The following is an 18602-nucleotide window of genomic DNA, read 5'->3' as shown; positions in this document are numbered from 1 at the left end:
GTCAGAGTCCCTTCGGTCGGGCGACGTGCTCGACCACGCGGCCGAGCCAGTCGACGGCCAGCGCCAGCAGCGCGACCAGCACCGCGCCGCCGATGAGCAGCGAGTTCAGCGAGAGGGTGATGCCGGTGTTGATCAGCACGCCCAGCCCGCCACCGCTGATGAAGGTGGCCAGCGTCGCGGTGCCGACCAGCAGCACCAGCGCGGTGCGCACCCCGGCCAGCATCACCGGCACGGCCAGCGGCAGCTCGACCCGCATCAGCACGGCGAACGCGCTCATCCCCATCCCGCGGCCGGCCTCGACCAGCCGGTTGTCCACCCCCTGGATGCCGACCATGGTGTTGCGCAGCACGGGGAGGGCGGCGTAGAGCACCAGCGCGATCACCGTGGTGCGGAACCCGAAGCCCAGCCAGGTGGCCAGCAGCACGAACAACCCGATCGCCGGTGCCGCCTGCCCGACGTTGGCCACCCCGATCACCGCGGGGGTGAACCGGCGCAGCCGCGCGCGGGTCAGCGCGATGCCCAGCGGGACGGCGATGGCCAGCACGATGACCGCCGCCGCGAAGGTGAGGTACAGGTGCTCGCGGACGCTGTTGGCCAGCACGGTCCAGCCCAGCTGCCGCGCCTCGGTCTCGCTCAGCGTGGTGGTGGACCGCCAGACGAGGAAGGCGACCACCCCGAGGACGACCAGGGTCGGCTGCACCGCCAGGGCCCGCCAACCGCCGCCCTTCCGTGGCGGGGCGGTGTCGCGCTCGTCCTCCGCCGCGGTCGACGGCGCCTGCGATCGCCCGGTGTCGACCGTCATTCCGACGCCCCCTGCCGGGTGCGCTGGATGGCCTCCATGATCGTCTCGATCACCACCACCCCGGCGAGGCTGTCCCGGCGGCCGATGACGACGGCACCGCCCTGGCTGGCCGCCAGCATGGTGTCCAGCGCGTCGTTGAGGGTCGAGCCGTGCCCGACCACCGGCAGCTTCTCGTCGACGGTGCCCGGCACGGCCGGCACCCGCTCCAGCTCGGGCAGCGACGGCCAGCTGATCGGCCGACCGCGCCGGTCGAGCACGACGACGTAGTCGTCCCCCGCGGCGCGGGCCCGGGCGACCACCTCGGCCGTGGCGTCCCCCACCGACGCCGTGGTCACCGGCCGGAGCTGGACGTCGTGGACCCGGGTCAGGCTCAACTGCTTGAGCGCGGCACCGGCGCCGACGAAGTCCGCGACGTACTCGTCGGCCGGATCGGCCAGGATCGCCTCCGGGGTGTCGTACTGCACCACCCGGGCGCCGACGTCGAACACCACGATCTTGTCGCCGAGCTTCACCGCCTCGTCGAAGTCGTGCGTGACGAACACGATCGTCTTGCCCAGCTCCTCCTGGATGCGCAGCAGCTCGTCCTGCAGCCGCTGGCGGGTGATCGGGTCGACCGCACCGAACGGCTCGTCCATGAGCAGCACCGGCGGGTCCGCGGCCAGCGCCCGCGCGACCCCGACCCGCTGCTGCTGCCCCCCGGACAGCTCCCGGGGATACCGGTCCCGGTACACGGCCGGGTCCAGGCCCACCAGCTCCAGCAGCTCCTCGATCCGGGCGGTGACCCGCTCCTTGTCCCACTTGAGCATCCGCGGGACCAGGCCGATGTTGGCGGCCACGGTCATGTGCGGGAAGAGCCCGCCGGCCTGGATGACGTAACCGATCCGCCGGCGCAGCTGGTCGGGGTCCTGCCCGGTGACGTCCTCGTCACCGAGGAAGATCTTTCCGCCGCTGGGCTCGATGAGCCGGTTGAGCATCTTCAGCAGGGTGGTCTTCCCGCACCCGGACGGGCCGACGAACATCACCGTCTCACCGGCCGGGATCTCCAGGTCGACCGCGTCCACGGCCGGCGCCGGCTGGCCGGGATAGCGCTTCGTGACGCCCGCCAGCCGGATGGACACGCCGCTGACCTGGCGGGCGGTCACCCCCTCGCCGATGGGTCCGGATTGCTGGCTGACAGTGGTCTCAGACACGGATGCCCTTCGAGGTGGTCAGGCGACCGACCAGCAGCAGCACCACGTCCAGGACGAGGGCGAGCAGGACGATCGCGATGGTGCCGACGAGCGTGGCGTTCAGCGCATTGGCGCCGCCGAGCCGGGAGAGCCCGGAGAAGATGAGACCGCCCAGGCCGGGCCCGAGCACGTAGGCGGCGATGGCGGCGATGCCCATCACCATCTGGGTGGAGACCCGGATGCCGGCCAGGATCACCGGCCACGCCAGGGGGAGCTCGATCCGCAGCAGGGTGGCCGCCCGGCTCATCCCGATCCCGCGGGCGGACTCGACCAGCGACTGGTCGACACCGGCCAGGCCGACGACGGCGTTGCGGAGCACCGGCAGCACCGCGTAGAAGGTCACCGCGATGACCGCCGGGGTGATCCCGAAGCCGAAGGGCGCCAGCAGGATGCCCAGCAGCGCGAACGACGGGATCGTGAGACCGATCGCCGAGATCCCGTTGGCCAGGCCGGTGACCTTAGGGCTGCGGTAGGCGAGGACGGCCAGCCCGATCGCGATGACGGTGGCGAGCAGCACGCACTGCACGACCAGGCTGACGTGCTGGACCGCCTGGAAGGCGATCAGCTCACGTCGGTCGACGACGAAGTCCCACATCCGCTGTTCCTCTCCGCACCCTCGCCGGCATCCTGGTCGTCATTCCTGGCCGCGCAGGGCTGCGGATCCGCCGCCGCCCAGGACGGGGGTGCACGCGTGGCAGCCCCGCCCGATCGCGGTCCACGGTGTCACAGCCGGCACCCAGGCGGCGAGCGCACGCAGGTTGCAAGATCGTGACGGTCTGCCCGGCGGGGGCGGCTCCCTTCCCGGGGCGCCCGGCCGACCCCCCACACGCTGCACGGAACTACCGCGTCCGCCACGATGGGGGCCGGCGGAGACACCGCCGCCTGAGGGGGCGCACAGTGAGTGGACTGGTCTGGCCGTCGGCGCCGGTCCCCGCCGAGCGGGGTGACGAGTGGCGATGGGCGTTGCCCACGGTGCACGACGCCTCCCGGGTGCGGATGGACCTGCGGGCCCGTCTGGCGCATCCCTCCTTGGCCGCGCGGTCGACCGAGGACGCCCGCGAGGGGCTGCTGCTGGTGTTCGAGGAGCTGTCCTCCAACGCGCTGCGGCACGGCGGCGGCGACGTGCAGGCGGTCATCGTCACCAACGCGGCGTGCTGGTTGATCGTGCTCAGCGACGAGGCACCCGAGTCCCCGCCCCGTCCCGCGGTCGACCGGGACCCGGCGTTCGGGGGCATGGGGCTGCCGATGGTGGCGCAGCTGTCCCTCGACTACGGCTGGGCCGGCGGGCCGGGCCGCAAGGACGTGTGGGCGCGGCTGCCCTCCGGCCTCGAGGTCGCGTCGGTCCCGCGCCCACGCAGCTCGTCGGCCAACGACTGACCAGCCCGGCTCAGCGCAGCACGTCGACCCGGTCGAAACCCTCGTCCGCGCTCGGCGGGACCAGTCGCCCGGCCGCGGCGTACAGGCCCACCAGCGGGACCCGGGCGCGCCCGGTGCGCCGGTCGTTGCGCTCGCGGCAGGTGTCCACCGGCACGTCGAGGAAGACCGCCCGGACCGGCACCCCGGCGGTCCGCGCCAGCTCGACCAGCGGCGCCCGCTCGGCCGGTGACGGACTGGTGTTGTCCACGACGACGGCCACCCCGTCGGCCAGCAGCGCGGTGACCACCCGGCGCTGACGCGCCTCCCGGTGCCGCGCCCGCGGCCAGTGGTCCTTGCTCACCACGGTGTGGCCGGGCAGGTGCGCGGCCACCCAGGTCGACTTGCCCGACCCCGGCAGGCCGACCATCACCACCAACTCGGCCGGGATCGGCTCCGCGGGCTGCGCCCGGCTCACCGCCGCCAGGGTTGCCGCCCTCCCCGTGCGGGCACGGGCAGGGCAGTTGCCCACGACCCCGAGGAGGCCCTGTGTTCCCGGCCGAGAACATCCGCGACTGGCGCACGCTGAACGTGATCGACCCGGAGGGCGCCAAGATCGGGACCCTCGAGTCCGTCTACGTCGACACCGCCACCGACCAGCCCTTCTTCGCCACGGTGACCACGGGTTTCATCGGCCGGCACAAGCTGACCTTCGTGCCGCTGACCGGTGCGACGGTGGCCCCCGACCACCTGCGCGTCACCGTGGGCAAGGATCTCGCGAAGAACGCCCCGTCGATCGACACCGACGGCGAGCTGACCGCCGAGCACGAGCCGGAGGTGTTCGCGCACTACTCGCTGCCCTACTCTCCCGGCGTGCGCCGGCTGGCCCGCCGCTGAGCTGCTGACGCGGCCGGTCAGGTGCTCCGGCGGGCGGTGAACATCCCGGCCGCGTCGCGCAGGCTCTTGGTCGGCCGCAGCCAGGCGCCGTCCGGCGGAAGGGCGTCCAGGCGCACCCGGTCCAGCGGGGCGGCGAACGCCCCGGGCACGTCCTCGATGTCGATGAACTGGATCAGCCCGGAGCTGATCGCGTACCCGGCCACCTCGCTGAAGGCGACGACGACGACCTCGGTGCCGCCGCGGGCGAGGTCCTCGAGCGGCTCGGCGAAGTTCCGGCCGTCGCCGGAGAAGACGACGAGGCGGCGCAGCGAGTGGCTGTGCGTCCGGACGCTGATGTGGTCGAGCATCGACTGGTCGATGTCGTCGTCGGGCTGGGTCTTCGGCCGGGCGAAGACGGCGTACCCGAAGCTGCGCAGCGCCTCCACCCAGCGCTGCAGCGACGTGGCGTGCTGCGGCGGCACGTTCGCGAACACGCAGGCCTCGACCTCGGGTGCGCCCTCCGCCGCGGGGTCGCCGGCACCGTCGACGAACCAGGCGGCGATCGCGTCGAACCGGGGCCGGGACGCGGCGGTCGGCCGGGCACCGATCACGTTCGCCAGGGTCATGTCGATGTTCGGGGCATCCCACACCAGCAGGTCCAGCGCGGGCCGGCCGACGCCGGCCGGCCCGTCGTCGGAGCCGTCGGCGTGGCCTTCCGGGAGGAAGATCCCCGGCTCGAGGGTGTCGGTCACCGGCCCAGTGTGCCGGGCGGCGGCAGCGGAGGGGACTCCCCCACCGGGGGAACCTTGGTGACCTGCTGGAGCGGCCACCCTTCAGGGGCCCGCGCCGAGCTTGCGAGGCGTGGGGGGAAGGGTGGTCCTTCTTCAGACCGGCCCGATGGCAGCGCGGTCGACGATCTCCCGGACCGGGGTGCCGGCCGGCAGGGTGCCCAGCACGCCGTGCGCGTCGCCGGCCAGGCGGCTGGCGCAGAAGGCGTCGGCGACGGCGGCCGGGGCGTGCTGCAGCAGCAGCGCCCCCTGCAGGCAGGAGGCCAGCAGCCCGGCGATGCGGCGCGCACGCAGCGGGAGCTGGTCGGGATCGGCCAGTTCGGCGTCCAGGCGCCGGACCGCCGCATCGAACCGGGCGTCGGCGCCGCGGGCCCCGGCCAGTTCGGCGGTGACCGCGGCCCGGGCCGCCGAACGGCTGCCCAGGGCACGCAGCACGTCCAGGGCGATCACGTTGCCCGAGCCCTCCCAGATGGAGTTCAGCGGCGCCTGCCGGTAGAGCCGGGGCAGGCCGGACTCCTCGACGTACCCGTTGCCGCCGAGCACCTCCATCGCCTCGGCGACGGCCGTCGGCGTGCGCTTGCACACCCAGAACTTGGCGACGCCACCAGCCAGGCGGAGGAGGTCCGCCTCCCCGGCGTCCTGCGCGGCGGCGAGCCGGATGCCGAGCAGCGTGGCCGCCTCGCTCTCCACCGCGAGGTCGGCGAGCACGTTCTGCATGAGCGGCTGGTCGACGAGCCGGGCGCCGAAGGCCGAGCGGTGCCGGGCGTGGTGCACCGCCTGGGTCACGGCGGCCCGGATCGTCGCCGCAGAGCCGAGCACGCAGTCCAGCCGGGTGGTGTTGACCATCTCGATGATCGTGGGGACCCCCCGGCCGGGCTCGCCGACGAGGAACCCCGTCGTCCCGTCGAACTCGACCTCGGAGGAGGCGTTCGAGCGGTCGCCGAGCTTGTCCTTGAGCCGCTGCAGCCGGAAGACGTTGCGCTTCCCACCGGGCAGCACCCGCGGCACCAGGAAGCAGGACAGGCCCTCGTCGGTCTGGGCGAGCACCAGGAAGAGGTCGCTCATCGGCGCCGAGGTGAACCACTTGTGCCCAGTCAGGCCGTGGCTGCCGTCGCCGCGGGGAACGGCGCGGGTGGTGTTGGCCCGCACGTCGGAGCCACCCTGCTTCTCGGTCATCCCCATGCCGGCCACCAGGCCGGTCTTGCCGGCCGGGTCGGCCAGCCCGAAGTCGTAGTGCCGGCTGGTCAGCCCCGGCTCGTAGGCGGCGGCGAGCTCTGGTGCGCGGCGCAGCGCGGGCACGGCGGCGTAGGTCATGGTCACCGGGCAGCCGTGGCCCATCTCCACCTGGGTCCAGCCGACGTAGCCGACCGCACGGCGCACGTGGGCGTGCCGATCACCCCCTGCGGCTGCGCTCCACGGCGCGCCGGCCAGGCCGTGCCCGACCGCGGCGGCCATGAGCTCGTGCCAGGCGGGGTGGAACTCGACCTCGTCCACCCGGTGGCCGTAGCGGTCGTGGGTGCGCAACCGGGGTGGGTTCTCGTTGGCCAGGCGGCCCCACTCCTGCGCCTGCTCGCTGCCGGCGAGCCTGCCCAGCCCGGACAGGGAGGCGAGCGCGTCGGCCCCGGCGTACCGCCGGCACGCATCCGCCAGCACGACGTCACCGGCGATCGGATCGTGGCCGGTGAGCGGCGGCGCCTGGTTGGTCACCTCGTGCGTGACGCTCATGTGCGCACCGTACGAGACGGGCCGCCGCGGGGAACGAGCTCGGACCGTGATCCGGGACGGCCGGGCCGCGATCCGCCCCCGAGAGGAATCGCGGCCCGGTCGGGAAGAGGCGGCCCGCACCCAGGTGCCCCCGTGACACCTGGGTGGGCGGTGCGGCCACGATCAGCCCCCGGGCGGCCCCGGCGGGAGCAACGGGGTCTGGGGACGCATGCCCGCCTGATACGCACAATCGAAGATCGCTAACCCATCCGACCGGTATTTCGGAAGATCATGATCCGCTGGTCCTCCCGGTCGTTCCACGTGGAACCGGACGCGGCCGACCGGCCGGTGGCCGGTCCGCGCGGCAGGCGGTCAGGCCGGCGGGCCACCGATCAGCAGCACCCGCAGCAGGTGCATCGCCACGGTGGTGGCCCGCTGCCGCACCGCCTCCCGGGAGCCCGGCAGCACGAGCGAGCGGGTTGCCGTCCCCGCCGGGCCGACGGCGGCCAGGTGCACGGTGCCCACCGGCTTCTCCGCCGTCCCCCCGGCCGGCCCGGCGATCCCGGTGACGCCGATGCCCACGTCCGCCCCGAACCGCCGACGGGCACCCTCGGCCAGCGCGAGCGCCACCGCCGGGCTCACCGCGCCCTCGGCGGCCAGGGTTCCCGCCGGCACGTCGAGCAGCCGCTGCTTGGCCGCGTCGGCGTACGCGGCGACCCCGCCGAGCACCCGGGCCGACGCTCCCGCGCGGGCGGTCAGCCGGGCGGACAGCAGCCCGCCGGTGCACGACTCGGCCGTGGCGATCGTCCAGCCGCGGTCGGCGAGCCCCCCGGCGACCAGGTCGTCGACCGTGGGCCCGGCGCTGAAGACCGTGCCGGCGAAGTCGGCCCGCACCGCGGCGACCAGCCGTTCGTAGGCCACCGTCGCGTCCGGTCCGAACCGCGTGACGATCTCCAGCTCGCCGTCCCGCAGGCAGGTCGTCACCTCCAGGCCGGTGAGCTCCCCCGCCACCCGGCGGAGGGTGGCGGCCAGCTCGGACTCGGGCGTGCCCCACAGCCGGAGGGTCTCCTGGCGGAGCTCCGCCGCGCCGGCCAGCACGCCGCGCAGCACGTCGGACGCGACGGCGGCCGGCCACATGCCCTGCAGCTCCGACGGCGGACCGGGTAGCACGACGACGGGCGGGCCCGACCGCCCCTCCGCCACCGGGACGACGAGCCCCGGCGCCGTACCCACCGGCTCCAGCACGGTGGCCCCGGCCGGCACCCGGGCCTGCTTGGTGACCCCGGCCGCCGTCGCCGCCGGATCCGCCCGCCAGCCGCGCCGGGCCGTCAGGCGGGCCACGATGGCGCCGATCCGCTCCTCGAGCGCCGGGTCGACGGCCGACGGCCGACCCTGGGCGTCCCCGACCACCTGCGCGGTCAGGTCGTCCGCGGTGGGGCCGAGGCCGCCGGTGGTGATCACCAGGCCGGCGCCGCCGTCGGCCAGGAAGGTCAGCGCGGACCGCAGGTCCTCGGGCCGGTCGCCGACGGTCACGACCGCCGCGACGTCGACCCCCAGGGTGCGCAACCGCTCGGCCAACCACGGGCCGTTCCGGTCGGCGACCCTGCCGGTGAGCACCTCGGTGCCGGTGACCACGATGCCTGCGCGCACTGCCACGCGCCGACAGTAAGGGGGCCACCCGGCCGGCAGCAGACCGGCGCGGCCCGGGCCGTCGGGCCGTGCAGCCCCGCCCGCGCCGATACCGTGGCCCGACGGGCCGGCCCACAGCCGGCCGGCGCACCGCCCGCCAGCCCGGAGGACAGATGAGCCAGCCGCCCCCGCCTCGTCCGGAGGACCCGCCGGCGCAGCAGCCCAGCCAGCCGCAGGAGCCGCGGACCCGGTCGATCCCGGTGGTCCCGCCGGATGCGCCGGCCCAGGAGCAGCCGGTGCCCCCGCCACCACCGCGGCCGGCGTTCCTGTCGGAGCCGGACCCGGCGCCGCCGGCCGCGGTTCAGCAGCCACCGACGACCGCGGTGCTGCCGGCGGTGGGCCCGTCCGGCGCGCCACCGCAGGCCGCTCCGCAGGCGGATCCACCGGAGCAGCCGTGGCCGCAGCCCGGTCCGCCGGCGGCGCCCACCGGCCCGCCGTACTCGACCGGGCCGCTCGACATCGTCCCCGGGTTCTCCGGGCCGGCCACCCCGCCGGTGCCGCCGGCCGCCGGCAGCACCGCAGCCCCGTCCGCCGGCCCACCGGTCGACGACGGCGGGGCCGGGAACGACGGGACCGGGAACGACGGGACCGGGAACGACGGGGCAGGGACGTCGGGGCGGGGTACCCGTGCCCGGGCCGCCGGCCGGGCCCTCGGCGCCCGGCTGGGCAGCGGGCTGCGCGCCGGCCGCGGCGGTGGCACCGGAAAGCCCGACCGCAGCGTCCTCGCCGGGCTGGGCCTCGGCGTCGCCGCCCTGGTGGTGCTGGAGGTCGGCCTCCTCCTCGACCCCCTCGGCCGGTCGCTGTGGTCGGCCGTGCCGAGCTGGTCGGCGTTCGCCACCGTCGCCGCGGTGGTCGCGCTGGTTCCGCTGGTCCTCGCCCTCCTCCCCCGGCGGTTTCCGGCCGGGACGGCCTGGCGGGTCGGTGCCGCCGGTGCAGCCGGACTGGCCGCCTTCTGGGTGCTCATCGCGCTGCCGCTGGTGGCGAGCGACCAGGGCTTCCTGCTGACCGCCGCCCTCGCCCTCGCCGCCGGGGCGGTGTGGCTGGCCCCGGGCCGGCAGGAGTGAGCCGCCGTCCGGCCGGCTGGCTGGCCGCCGCGGGGGCGTGCGCCGGCGCCGCGCTCGGCCTGCCCTGGCAACCGCTCGTGCCCGGCACCGCCGCGCCCGCCCGGGTCTTCGTCGCCCTCGCCGTCGTGCTCGTCGTGGTGGGGGTGCGGACCGGCCGGGGCCGCCTGCTGTCCCTGGCGGTCCTGACCGGCGCCGGCGGGGTCCTGGCCGGGGGCGCCCTCGGCGGGGGGACGGCGCTGACCCCGGGCCGGGTCGCGCTGGCCGTGGCGGTCGGCTGCCTGGTGGCCGCGCTGCGCTGCGACGGGCGGCCGGTCAGCTGACCGCGCCGTGCTCCTCCGGTACCCGCGCCGGCCCCGCCCCGGACGGCCGGGGCCGGTTGTCCGGATGCACCCGCAGCGCCAGCAACGCGACGTCGTCCTCCACGGCGCCGAGCTCGGCCAGCAGCCGGTCGCACAGCTCCTCCAGCGGCAGCCGGGCCCAGCCGGCGACCACGCCGGTCAGCCAGGACAGCCCGTCGTCGAGCGGCACACCGCGGCGCTCGATGAGCCCGTCGGTGTAGAAGAGCACGGTCGCGCCGTCGGGCAGCACGTGCGCGTGGTCGGCCCGCTCGGCCGTCGGATCCACCCCGAGCAGCAGATCCGGCGGGCGTTCGAGCACCCGGACCGTGCCGCCGGCCTCGATCACCAGCGGCGGCGGGTGGCCGGCGTTGGACCAGCGCAGCACCCGGACCCCGCAGCGGGCGTCGTCCGCGCTCTGCTCGACGGTCGCGAGCACCGCGGTGGCCAGCGATCCGACGTCCAGGTCGAGGATCGCCCGGTCCAGGGCACTGAGCACCGCCGCGGGACGCCCGCGCCGGCAGTGCGCGATACCTCGCAGCACGTTGCGCACCTGGGCCATGGCGGCGGCGGCGTGCCGGTCGTGGCCGGTGACGTCGCCGATGACCAGCGCCGTCCGGCCGTCCTGCAGCAGGAACGCGTCGTACCAGTCGCCGCCCACCTGCGCGAGGCTGGTCGCCGGCAGGTACCGGACGGCGATCTCCAGGTGGTCGGGCTCCGGCGGCTCGGTGAGGAGGCTGCGCTGCAGCGCCTCGGCCATGCCCTGGACGGCGGCGTGCGCGACCTGCTCGGACTGCCGGGTGCCGATCCGCTCCAGGGCCTGCGCGCACTGCGCCGCGAAGGCGTCGAGCAGGTCGAGCTCCTCGGCGGCGAAGGTCCGGGGCTCCAGCCAGGCCACGCTGAGCGATCCGAGCCGCCGCCCGCCGCTCAGCAGCGGCACCGCCACCCAGGCCTCCGCGCCGGTTCGCGCGATGACGTCCCGCATCGCCGGTGCGAACGTCTCGGTCGCGCGCCGGTCCGGCAACCGGACCGGCCGGCCGGTGCGGGCCGCCACGCAGCCGGGGTAGGGGGCGTCCCAGGGCAGCAGGCCGTCCCCGCCGCCGGCGGCCGGGCGCAGTCCCTCGCTCATGACCAGCCGGACCTGCTGGTCGCCGACCGGCACCGCGACCGCGCCGCCGTGCGCGCCGAGGGCCGCCAGGCCGCCTTCGGTGACCACCCGGATCAGCTCCTCGACCGTCTCGGCGCTGCTGACCTGGAGCGCGACCCGGGCGAGCGCGGCCAGCCGCCGGGCGGTCAGCGCCTCGGCCTCCCGCGCCGCCTGGAGCTCCACCCCCCGGGCGTACAGGTCGGTCTGCACCTCCAGCACCCGGCGGCGCCAGACGTCCGGGGCCCCGGCCGGGTCGGGGCCGGATCCGCCGTCGTCTCCGCCATCGTCCAGGCCGGCGGGACCCGGCCCGCGCTGCTGCACGTAGTCGGTGATGTCCTCGGCCCGCTGGAGCAGGTACCGGCAGCCACCGGACGGCCCGGGCACCGGGATGCTGATCAGGCTCCAGAACCGCCGGGTGAACCCACCGTCGGGGGCCGGGATGTCGTACTCCTGCACCGGCATGGTGTCCGGTCGGCCGGTGTTCCGGGCCCGCTCCAGGGAGGCCCGGATCTTCGCGACGCCGCCATCGGGGTCGGTGGGGTTGGGGTTGCCGGGGAACGCCTCGAACACCGGCCGGCCGACGATCCCGGCCAGGGTGCGACCGGTGCTGGTCAGGTAGGCCGGATTGGCGTCGACGATGACCAGGTCAGGTGTCAGCACCAGGTACGGGGTGGGCATGGCCCGGAACACGGCGGAGTAGTCGGTCGTCGGGCCCTCGACCGGAACCGGTGCTCGACTGGCCACGTTCCCCCGCGTCCATCCGCCGCAGACAGCGCCGCGCTGCACTGTGCTGGCGGGGAACATACCGCCAGCGGCGGTCCGCGTGGGCTCCCGGGAACGCGCCCGCGGCGGCCCCGCGGTCAGCGGACGGTGCCGCCCTGCCCGACCCGGGCGGCGCCGCCGCTGCCCGCGTCGCCGGTGCCGGGGTTGCCGGTGCCGCCCGGGGTGCTGCCGTCGGTGGACCCGGCGTCCGGGCCCGTCCCGGTACCCGCACCGCCGGTGTTCCCACCGGTGGGTCCGGTCTCCTCGGGGACGCCACTGTCCGGATCCGTGCCGTCCCCGGTCGCCGGGCCGGTGCCGGTGGTCGTCCCGGGGGTGCTCGTCCCGGGGGTGCTCGTCCCGGGGGTGCTCGTCCCGGGGGTGCTCGTCCCGGGGGTGCTCGTCCCGGGGACTCCGGTGGTGGCGCCGGTGTCGCTGGGCGCGCCGGTGGCCGGGACGGTGGTCGCGGGGGTGGGCTCCGTCGTTCCCGGCGGGTCCGGCGTCCCGACCGGCGGCTGGACGACGGTCTCCGCCGGCGCCGGCCGGGACGGCGCCACCCGCTGCGGCAGCACGGCGTAGCGGAGCAGGACGAGGTCGCCCCGGCGCAGCTCACCGCTGCCGGGGGTGACCTCGAGGACGAGGTCCGCGGCGTGCTCGTCGGTGGTCACCGCCTCGGTCTGCACGAGCAGCCCGAGCCCCTCGAGTTCGGCCCGCACCTGCTCGACCGGCCGCCCGACGTGGTGGCCCGCGGCGAACGCGACGACCGGCGCGCCGCTGGGGGCGGCCGGCCGGTCGGCGACGGCCGCGGCCTCCGCCGTCCCGCCGCCGCCCGCGGGTGGAGCGGACTGCTGGACGACGGTGCCGGCGATGCCCGCTCCGAGCAGCAGTGCGGCCACCGGCACGAGCATCCGGCCCAGCCGCCTCCGGGCGGAGCCGCGGGCCGGTGCCGCGGCCCCGGCGGCGGCACCGGTGCCGGGTGACGTGCCCGGAGCGGTGCCCGTCCCCGCGCCGCTCCCGGCGACCCCGCCGGGCACCAGCCAGAAGCTCAGCGTGTCCGGGTGCGCGACCGGCGGCAGGACCGCCCCGGCGAGGACGTCGTCGACCGCGGCCACGAAGGCGTCGCCGTCGGCGATGCGGTGCGCCGGGTCCTTGACCAGGGCGTGGTCGATCAGCGAGCGGACCCCGGCGGGCACCTCGGGCGGCAGCGGCTCGGGCTGGTCGCGGAGCTGGCGGATGGCGATGGCCAGGGAGTTGTCGCCGTCGAAGGCCTTGCGGCCGGTCAGGCATTCGTAGCCGACCATGCCGAGGGAGTAGACGTCGCTGGCCGCGGTGGCGTGGCTGCCGGCGGCCTGCTCCGGCGAGAGGTAGGCGGCGGTGCCGATGACCTGGCCGGTCTGGGTGAGCGGCACGCTGCCGGCCGACCAGGCGATGCCGAAGTCGGTGATCTTGACGGTGCCGTCCGCGCGGACCAGCACGTTGCCCGGCTTCACGTCCCGGTGCACGACGCCGGCGGCGTGCGCGGCGCCCAGCGCCCCGGCGGTCTGGCGCAGCACCTCGAGGGTGCGGGCCGGCGACAGCGCTCCGGTCCGGGACAGCTCGGCCGACAGCGACTCGCCCTCGACCAGTTCCATGACCAGGTAGGCCAGCCGCTCGTCGGAGCCGTCGAGCGCCACCTCCTCGCCGTAGTCGTAGACCGCGGCGATGTTGGGGTGGCTCAGGGCCGCGGCGTGGTGGGCCTCGGCCCGGAAGCGGGCGCGGAAGAGCGGGTCGCCGGTGTACTCGCTGCGCAGCACCTTGACCGCGACGGGCCGGCCGAGCAGCTGGTCGTACGCGCGCCAGACCTGGCCCATCCCACCGGTGGCCAGCAGGCCTGCCAGTTCGTAGCGGTTCCCGAGGGTGCTCCGCGCGGGCTCCACCACGTGCGCCGTCCCCCTCGTCCCGCCGTCCACCCGGTACGTCCCCCGCCGGTCGGCAGGCTGGGCGCGGCAGGCACAACCGGATCGTCGGTTTGCCCGCTTCCCGGGGCTGCCGCACACCGGCGTGACTGGTGGGGCAGAAGTACACGGTACCGCGCTGGGGCGGCCGGCCCGTCGGCCGGCGGGTCAGCCCGGCGGACGGTCGGCGAGTCGCGCCCCGGCCTCGGTGAGCCAGCGCGCCGGGTCGGCCATCGCGGCCTCCACCGAGCCGGCCAGGTCGGTGAGCGCGACGGCCCGCGCCACCGGCAGGTCGCCGTCGGAGACCACCCGGCCGGCGACGACCGCCACGGGCACGCCGTACCGCCCGGCCCGCGCGACGAGGTCCCCGACGACCTTGCCGCGCATCGACTGCGCGTCGAACTGGCCCTCCCCGGTGACCACCAGATCGGCCGACGCCAGCGCGTCGTCCAGCCCGGCCGCGGCGGCCACGGCCGCCGCACCGCTGACGAACTCCGCGCCCCAGCCGGCGGCGAACCCGAACGCCGTCCCGCCCGCGGCACCGGCTCCCGGCGCCGCCCGGTCGCCGTCGAGCAGGTCGGCCAGCCGGGCCAGCGCGGCACCCAGCTCGGCCACCTGCGCCGGCGAGGCGCCCTTCTGCGGACCGAACTGGCCGGCCGCGCCCAGCGGGCCGAGCAGCGGGGCGGTGACGTCCACCAGGCACTGCACGCCGCCGGGCGGCGGCGGGGTCAGCCCGCTGAGGTCGACCCGGGCGAGCCGGGCCAGCGCGCCACCGCCCGGGGGGAGGTCGGCACCGTCGGCGTCGAGGAAGCGGGCGCCCAGCGCGGCCAGCGCGCCGGTGCCGCCGTCGGTGGTCGCCGAGCCACCCAGGGTCAGCATCACCCGCCGCACCGCGGGGTCGGCGACGACCGCGGCCAGCAGCTCACCCAGGCCGCGGGTGGTGGCGTGCAGCGGGTCGGGCCGGTCGAGCAGGGGCAGCCCGGCCGCCCGGGCCATCTCCACGACCGCGGTGCCGTCGGGCAGCAGCAGCCAGGCGGCCCGCACCGGCCGGCCGTCGGGGCCGGTGACGTCCGCGGTCCGCCAGCAGGACGCGGGCAGGTCATGGCCGAGCGCGTCCAGGGTGCCCTCACCGCCGTCGGCGAGCGGGCAGGTGCGGAGCTCGTCGTCCGGACGGCGGCTGCGCCACCCGGCCGTCAGGGCGTCGGCGGCCGCCGCGGCGGAGAGGGTGCCCTTGAACGAATCCGGGGCGAGGACCACCCGCAACTTGCCGTCCGGATTTCCGCGCATGCGGCGAACCCTAGGTCCGCCGGGTCAGGAGAAGAGTGCGCGGCCCCACCAGTCGCCGGGGCCGGTGACCCCGGGCGGGCAGGCGAAGACCGCCGACGACGTGTGCCGGATGTACTCGTTCATCGCGTCCAGCCGCAGGTTCCGCTGCACCTGGGTGAACCCGGTCTCCGGATCGCGCTGGTAGGCGATGAAGAACAGCCCGGCGTCCAGCCGCCCCGCCCCGTCGGTGCCGTCGACGAAGCTGTAGCCGCGCCGGAGGATCGCCGTCCCGGAGTTCGTCGGATGGGCGAGGAAGAGGTGCGAGGTCTCCGGGATGGCGGGCCGCCTGCCCGTCCGCACCGAAAAGTCGGCCGGGTCGAACTCGGCGCGCTGCCCGAGCGGGGCCCCCGTGCCCTTGGTGCGCCCGATGGTCGCCTCCTGCTCGGCCAGCGTCGAGGCGTCCCAGGGTTCGAGCATCATCCGGATCCGCCGGGTGACCAGGTACGAGCCACCGGCCAGCCAGTCCGCACCCGGGTCGTCCGCGCCGACCCAGACGAACCTCTCGATGGCCGCCGAGTTCTCGCTCTTCAGGTTGGCGGTGCCGTCCTTGAACCCGAACAGGTTGCGCGGCGTGGCCTGCGCGCCGGAGGTGGACGACGTCCGCCCGAACCCCAGCTGCGACCAGCGGATGCGGACCACCCCGGCCCCGAGCCGGACCAGGTTGCGGATGGCGTGCACCGCCACCTGCGGGTCGTCGGCGCAGGCCTGCACGCACAGGTCGCCGCCGCTGGTCGCCGGGTCGAGCGCGTCGCCGGGAAAGGCAGGCAGCTCGGCCAGCGGTGCCGGCCGCCGGCCGGCGAGGCCGAACCGGTCGGTGCCGTCGGCGGTGGTGAAGAGGGTCGGGCCGAAACCGACGGTCAGGGTCAGTCGGGACGGCGGCAGCCCGAGCGCCTCACCGGTGTCGTCGGGCACCGCGTCCGGGTCGCCGTCGACCGCACCCGTGTCGCCGGCGTCCTGCCCGGCGGTCATCCGCCGCGCGGCCGCGGTCCAGGTCTGCAGCATCCCGGCCAGCTCGGCACGGTCGCCGGTGGTGACGTCGAAGGCGACGAAGTGCAGCCGGTCCTGCGCGGGCGTGACGATCCCGGCCTGGTGGCCGCCGGTGAACGGGACGGCCTCGGTGGCGAACGGGACGGCGGCGGCCGACGTCGCGGGCTCCCCGGCGGTGACCCGGCCGACGGCCCCACCGGCGGCACCAGCGGCGAGCACCCCGGCGGTGCCGGCCCCGGCGAGGGAGAAGAAGCGGCGGCGCGAGACGCCCGCCGCCCTCACGCGACCACCAGGGCCGGCCGGCCGGCCGACGCCGCCAGCACCGTGATCGTGTCGTCGAGTCCGCGCAACTGCTCCTCCGTGAGCTGGTCGTACACCGTCCATCCGGTCCCGGAACGAAAGTGTCCCAGCTGGATTCCGTCGCTGCGCAGCGCTCGTCGGTGCGCCGCCGGCCCCCTGGCGGGTAACCGACCGGTCGGACGGGCACGCTCCGTGCCGGGCGACCCCACGCGTCGATGATCGCGCGATCACTGTCAGCGATGAACCTCCGGGATGCCGGACGGTCCTGATCGAGGACGACCAGGCCGTCGCCCGGTGAACTCCACCGCTCGATCGCGCGTGGTTACGGTGCCAGTTCGGCCGGGTCGCGTGCCCGGTGGCTCGTCTCACCTGGAGCGGCGCGGATGCACACGTACGGACTCGGGATCGACATCGGCGACGCCACGGTCGTGGCCGCCGTCTGCCGCGACGCGGCGGGGCCCGGCCGGCCCGCCGAGCCGGTGCAGCTCGGCAGGGGGTCCGCCGTCGGGCCCGCCGCGGTCCGGGTCGACCCGACCGGTCGGTTGTCGGTCCTCGGGGCGGCTGCGCAGGCCGCCGACACCGCCGACGTCGTCGACCACGTCCTCGGCCGGCTCGGCGCGCCCGAGGCGCCCTCCGTCGCCGGGCGGACGGTGCCGGCCGTCGGCCTGCTCACGGCGGTCATCGCCCACGCCCACCGCGTCGCGGCCCGCCAGGAGGGCGGGCCGGCGGCCTGGGCCGTCCTCGCCGTCCCGCCGGCCTGGGACGACAGCCGGCGGGGCCTGCTCCGCGACGCGCTGCGGGCCGCGGGGCTGCCCGCGTCGTCGATCGTGACGACGGCCGTCGCGGCCGTCCGCCACGCCATCGCGACGGGCCGGCTGGAGGCCGGTTCCACCGCGGCGGTCTACGACCTCGGCGCGAGCACGCTGGACGTGTCGGTCGTGGGCACGGCACGCGACGGCCGGGTCGAGCACGTCGGCGTGCCACCGCAGGCCCTGGACTGGGGCGGCCGGGACGTCGACGACGCGATCATCGGGCTCGTCACCCGCTCGCTGGAATCAGACGGGCACCAGCTCCCCGGCGACCCCGCCACCCAGGCAGCCGTCCGGGGCGCCTGCGTCGCGGCGAAGGAAGCGTTGTCGACCCAGGAGGCCGTCCCGGTCGAGGTGCCGCTCGCCGACGGCCCGCGCACCGTGCGGCTGGTCCGCACCGACCTCGAGCGGCTGATCGCCCCGGCCCTCGGCGACACCGTCGACGCGCTGCGCCGGGCGGTCACCGCGGCGGGGTTGAGCGTCGACGAGATCGACACCGTGGTGCTGGCCGGCGGGAGCGCCCGCGTGCCCGTGGTGGCCGAGACCCTGACCGCCGCGCTGGGCCGGCCGCTGGCCGTCTCCCCCGAGCCGGAGCTCGCGGCCGCGCTGGGGGCCGCCGCGCTCGCGGTCGACGAGCTGGACCTCGGCGAGCCCGCGGCCGAGCAGGACGCGGCGCAGGCCGGCTGGGTACCCGTGATGCCCCGCGACCACAGCGCGGGCCGGCAGGGGGGCGCCGTCGCCACCGGTCCGGGCAGCCACCCCGGGTCCATCGGCCCGGTGTCCGCCGCGGGTCGCTCCCGGCGGCTGACCCGGACCACCGCCGTGGTCGTGGCGGCGTTCGTCGGCGTGGGCCTCGCCACCACGGTGCTGGCCGCGGTCCTGCAGCCCGACGGCGACTCGACGCTGTCCCAGTCCTCCTCCGGCATGGCCGAGAACCGGACGGCGCCGCGCACCGGGCAGCCGGACCCCAGCACGGCACCGGACCGGGCTGCCGATCCCGCGCCGGAAGAGGTCGCCCCGGCCGCGGAGGTCCCCGTGGTGCCCCTCGTCCCGACGCCGGTGGACCTCGGCACCACCTCCCGGGGTCAGCTCCTCGCCGCGACCTCGCCGCTGGCGGTCTTCACGCCCGCCGGCGGGCAGCCCGTCGCCTTCGCCGGACTGGCCACGAGCCGGTCCAGCAGCACCCCGGCCCGGTCCACCGGTGGGCCGGTCGCGCCGGCTCCGGGCACCGCGGCCGGAGCGCCCCCGTCGCTGTTCCCGACCACCCCGCCGACGACGCCGCCGGTCGTTCCGACCATGCCGCCGACCACCACACCGCCGTCATCCACGACGCCGCCCACCACCACGCCACCGACCACCACGCCACCCACCACCACACCGCCCACCACCACGCCGCCCACCACCACGCCACCCACCACCACACCGCCCACCACCACGCCGCCCACCACCACACCGCCCACCACGACGACCCCGCCCGCCACCACGCCACCCACCACGACA

16 protein-coding genes are annotated in these 18602 nt (G+C 76.4%); 5 read left to right on the top strand and 11 right to left on the bottom strand.

The features are described 5' to 3' along the window. Position 1: 1 nt before the first annotated feature. From ACYVG5_RS18415 to ACYVG5_RS18405, 3 genes are read right to left on the bottom strand one after another with little or no spacing between them, the layout of a single operon-like run. The gene (locus ACYVG5_RS18415) at positions 2 to 802 is read right to left on the bottom strand and encodes an ABC transporter permease (protein WP_222048512.1); all 801 of its coding nucleotides are present in this window, start codon (positions 800 to 802) and stop codon (positions 2 to 4) included. Beyond that, entirely contained in the window at positions 799 to 1992 is a 1194-nt protein-coding gene (locus tag ACYVG5_RS18410; RefSeq protein WP_460683431.1) for an ABC transporter ATP-binding protein, read from the bottom strand. The genes ACYVG5_RS18415 and ACYVG5_RS18410 overlap by 4 nt, the downstream gene beginning before the upstream one ends. Continuing rightward, positions 1985 to 2626 (bottom strand): ABC transporter permease, encoded by a 642-nt coding sequence (locus ACYVG5_RS18405; protein ID WP_222048511.1) that lies wholly within the window; start codon positions 2624 to 2626, stop codon positions 1985 to 1987. Before ACYVG5_RS18405 ends, ACYVG5_RS18410 begins: the two co-directional genes overlap by 8 nt. A 302-nt stretch (positions 2627 to 2928) precedes the next feature. Between ACYVG5_RS18405 and ACYVG5_RS18400 the strand changes: the two genes are divergently transcribed. Beyond that, the gene (locus ACYVG5_RS18400; protein ID WP_222048510.1) at positions 2929 to 3408 is read left to right on the top strand and encodes an ATP-binding protein; all 480 of its coding nucleotides are present in this window, start codon (positions 2929 to 2931) and stop codon (positions 3406 to 3408) included. Between the two features lie 10 nt (positions 3409 to 3418). Here the strand turns inward: ACYVG5_RS18400 and ACYVG5_RS18395 are convergent, their stop codons facing one another. Further along, positions 3419 to 3862 (bottom strand): AAA family ATPase, encoded by a 444-nt coding sequence (locus ACYVG5_RS18395; RefSeq protein WP_460683430.1) that lies wholly within the window; start codon positions 3860 to 3862, stop codon positions 3419 to 3421. A gap of 71 nt (positions 3863 to 3933) precedes the next feature. On the opposite strand from ACYVG5_RS18395, the gene ACYVG5_RS18390 reads away from it, so the two are divergent. Further along, the gene (locus ACYVG5_RS18390) at positions 3934 to 4281 is read left to right on the top strand and encodes a PRC-barrel domain-containing protein (protein ID WP_222048509.1); all 348 of its coding nucleotides are present in this window, start codon (positions 3934 to 3936) and stop codon (positions 4279 to 4281) included. Positions 4282 to 4298: 17 nt separating this feature from the next. On the opposite strand, the gene ACYVG5_RS18385 is transcribed toward ACYVG5_RS18390, so the two are convergent. The 3 genes from ACYVG5_RS18385 to ACYVG5_RS18375 form a co-directional block, all read right to left on the bottom strand. Continuing rightward, on the bottom strand, positions 4299 to 5012 hold the full coding sequence (locus ACYVG5_RS18385) for an NYN domain-containing protein (protein WP_460683429.1): 714 nt from the start codon (positions 5010 to 5012) through the stop codon (positions 4299 to 4301). Positions 5013 to 5144: 132 nt separating this feature from the next. Beyond that, the gene (locus ACYVG5_RS18380; protein ID WP_222048507.1) at positions 5145 to 6773 is read right to left on the bottom strand and encodes an acyl-CoA dehydrogenase family protein; all 1629 of its coding nucleotides are present in this window, start codon (positions 6771 to 6773) and stop codon (positions 5145 to 5147) included. Between the two features lie 351 nt (positions 6774 to 7124). Continuing rightward, positions 7125 to 8408 carry a competence/damage-inducible protein A gene (locus ACYVG5_RS18375; protein ID WP_222048505.1) on the bottom strand — a complete coding sequence of 428 codons (1284 nt, stop codon included), beginning with the start codon at positions 8406 to 8408 and terminating at the stop codon, positions 7125 to 7127. A 146-nt stretch (positions 8409 to 8554) separates the two neighbouring features. On the opposite strand from ACYVG5_RS18375, the gene ACYVG5_RS18370 reads away from it, so the two are divergent. Together ACYVG5_RS18370 and ACYVG5_RS18365 are read left to right on the top strand one after the other, a co-directional pair. Next, positions 8555 to 9505 carry a hypothetical protein gene (locus tag ACYVG5_RS18370; protein WP_222048503.1) on the top strand — a complete coding sequence of 317 codons (951 nt, stop codon included), beginning with the start codon at positions 8555 to 8557 and terminating at the stop codon, positions 9503 to 9505. Next, positions 9502 to 9825, top strand: coding sequence for a hypothetical protein (locus ACYVG5_RS18365; RefSeq protein ID WP_222048502.1), 324 nt, complete (start codon positions 9502 to 9504; stop codon positions 9823 to 9825). Before ACYVG5_RS18370 ends, ACYVG5_RS18365 begins: the two co-directional genes overlap by 4 nt. Here the strand turns inward: ACYVG5_RS18365 and ACYVG5_RS18360 are convergent. The 4 genes from ACYVG5_RS18360 to efeB all read right to left on the bottom strand — a co-directional run bounded on the left by ACYVG5_RS18360 (position 9818) and on the right by efeB (position 16275). Next, positions 9818 to 11731 (bottom strand): PP2C family protein-serine/threonine phosphatase, encoded by a 1914-nt coding sequence (locus ACYVG5_RS18360; protein WP_222048499.1) that lies wholly within the window; start codon positions 11729 to 11731, stop codon positions 9818 to 9820. The genes ACYVG5_RS18365 and ACYVG5_RS18360 overlap by 8 nt on opposite strands. Before the next feature lie 116 nt (positions 11732 to 11847). Next, positions 11848 to 13665: a protein kinase domain-containing protein gene (locus tag ACYVG5_RS18355; protein ID WP_460683428.1), complete on the bottom strand. Its 1818-nt coding sequence runs from the start codon at positions 13663 to 13665 to the stop codon at positions 11848 to 11850. A gap of 183 nt (positions 13666 to 13848) precedes the next feature. Continuing rightward, the gene (locus ACYVG5_RS18350) at positions 13849 to 14967 is read right to left on the bottom strand and encodes a glycerate kinase family protein (protein ID WP_246630193.1); all 1119 of its coding nucleotides are present in this window, start codon (positions 14965 to 14967) and stop codon (positions 13849 to 13851) included. Positions 14968 to 14991: 24 nt separating this feature from the next. Beyond that, positions 14992 to 16275, bottom strand: a complete 1284-nt coding sequence (gene efeB / locus ACYVG5_RS18345; protein WP_222048497.1) for an iron uptake transporter deferrochelatase/peroxidase subunit — start codon at positions 16273 to 16275, stop codon at positions 14992 to 14994. Between the two features lie 401 nt (positions 16276 to 16676). Between efeB and ACYVG5_RS18340 the strand changes: the two genes are divergently transcribed. Continuing rightward, the coding region (locus ACYVG5_RS18340) for an Hsp70 family protein (protein ID WP_460683427.1) at positions 16677 to 18602 on the top strand (1926 nt) is incomplete at its 3' end.

The sequence above is a fragment of the Modestobacter lapidis genome, assembly GCF_054780755.1.
Note: the sequence above shows the minus strand (reverse complement) of the source record. Positions and strands in the feature narration are given on the sequence as shown.

Coding starts and splice junctions, on each gene's coding strand:
- ACYVG5_RS18415 (WP_222048512.1), bottom strand. CDS start 802: ATGACGGTCGACACCGGGCGATCGCAGGCGCCGTCGACCGCGGCGGAG.
- ACYVG5_RS18405 (WP_222048511.1), bottom strand. CDS start 2,626: ATGTGGGACTTCGTCGTCGACCGACGTGAGCTGATCGCCTTCCAGGCG.
- ACYVG5_RS18380 (WP_222048507.1), bottom strand. CDS start 6,773: ATGAGCGTCACGCACGAGGTGACCAACCAGGCGCCGCCGCTCACCGGC.
- ACYVG5_RS18370 (WP_222048503.1), top strand. CDS start 8,555: ATGAGCCAGCCGCCCCCGCCTCGTCCGGAGGACCCGCCGGCGCAGCAG.
- ACYVG5_RS18350 (WP_246630193.1), bottom strand. CDS start 14,967: ATGCGCGGAAATCCGGACGGCAAGTTGCGGGTGGTCCTCGCCCCGGAT.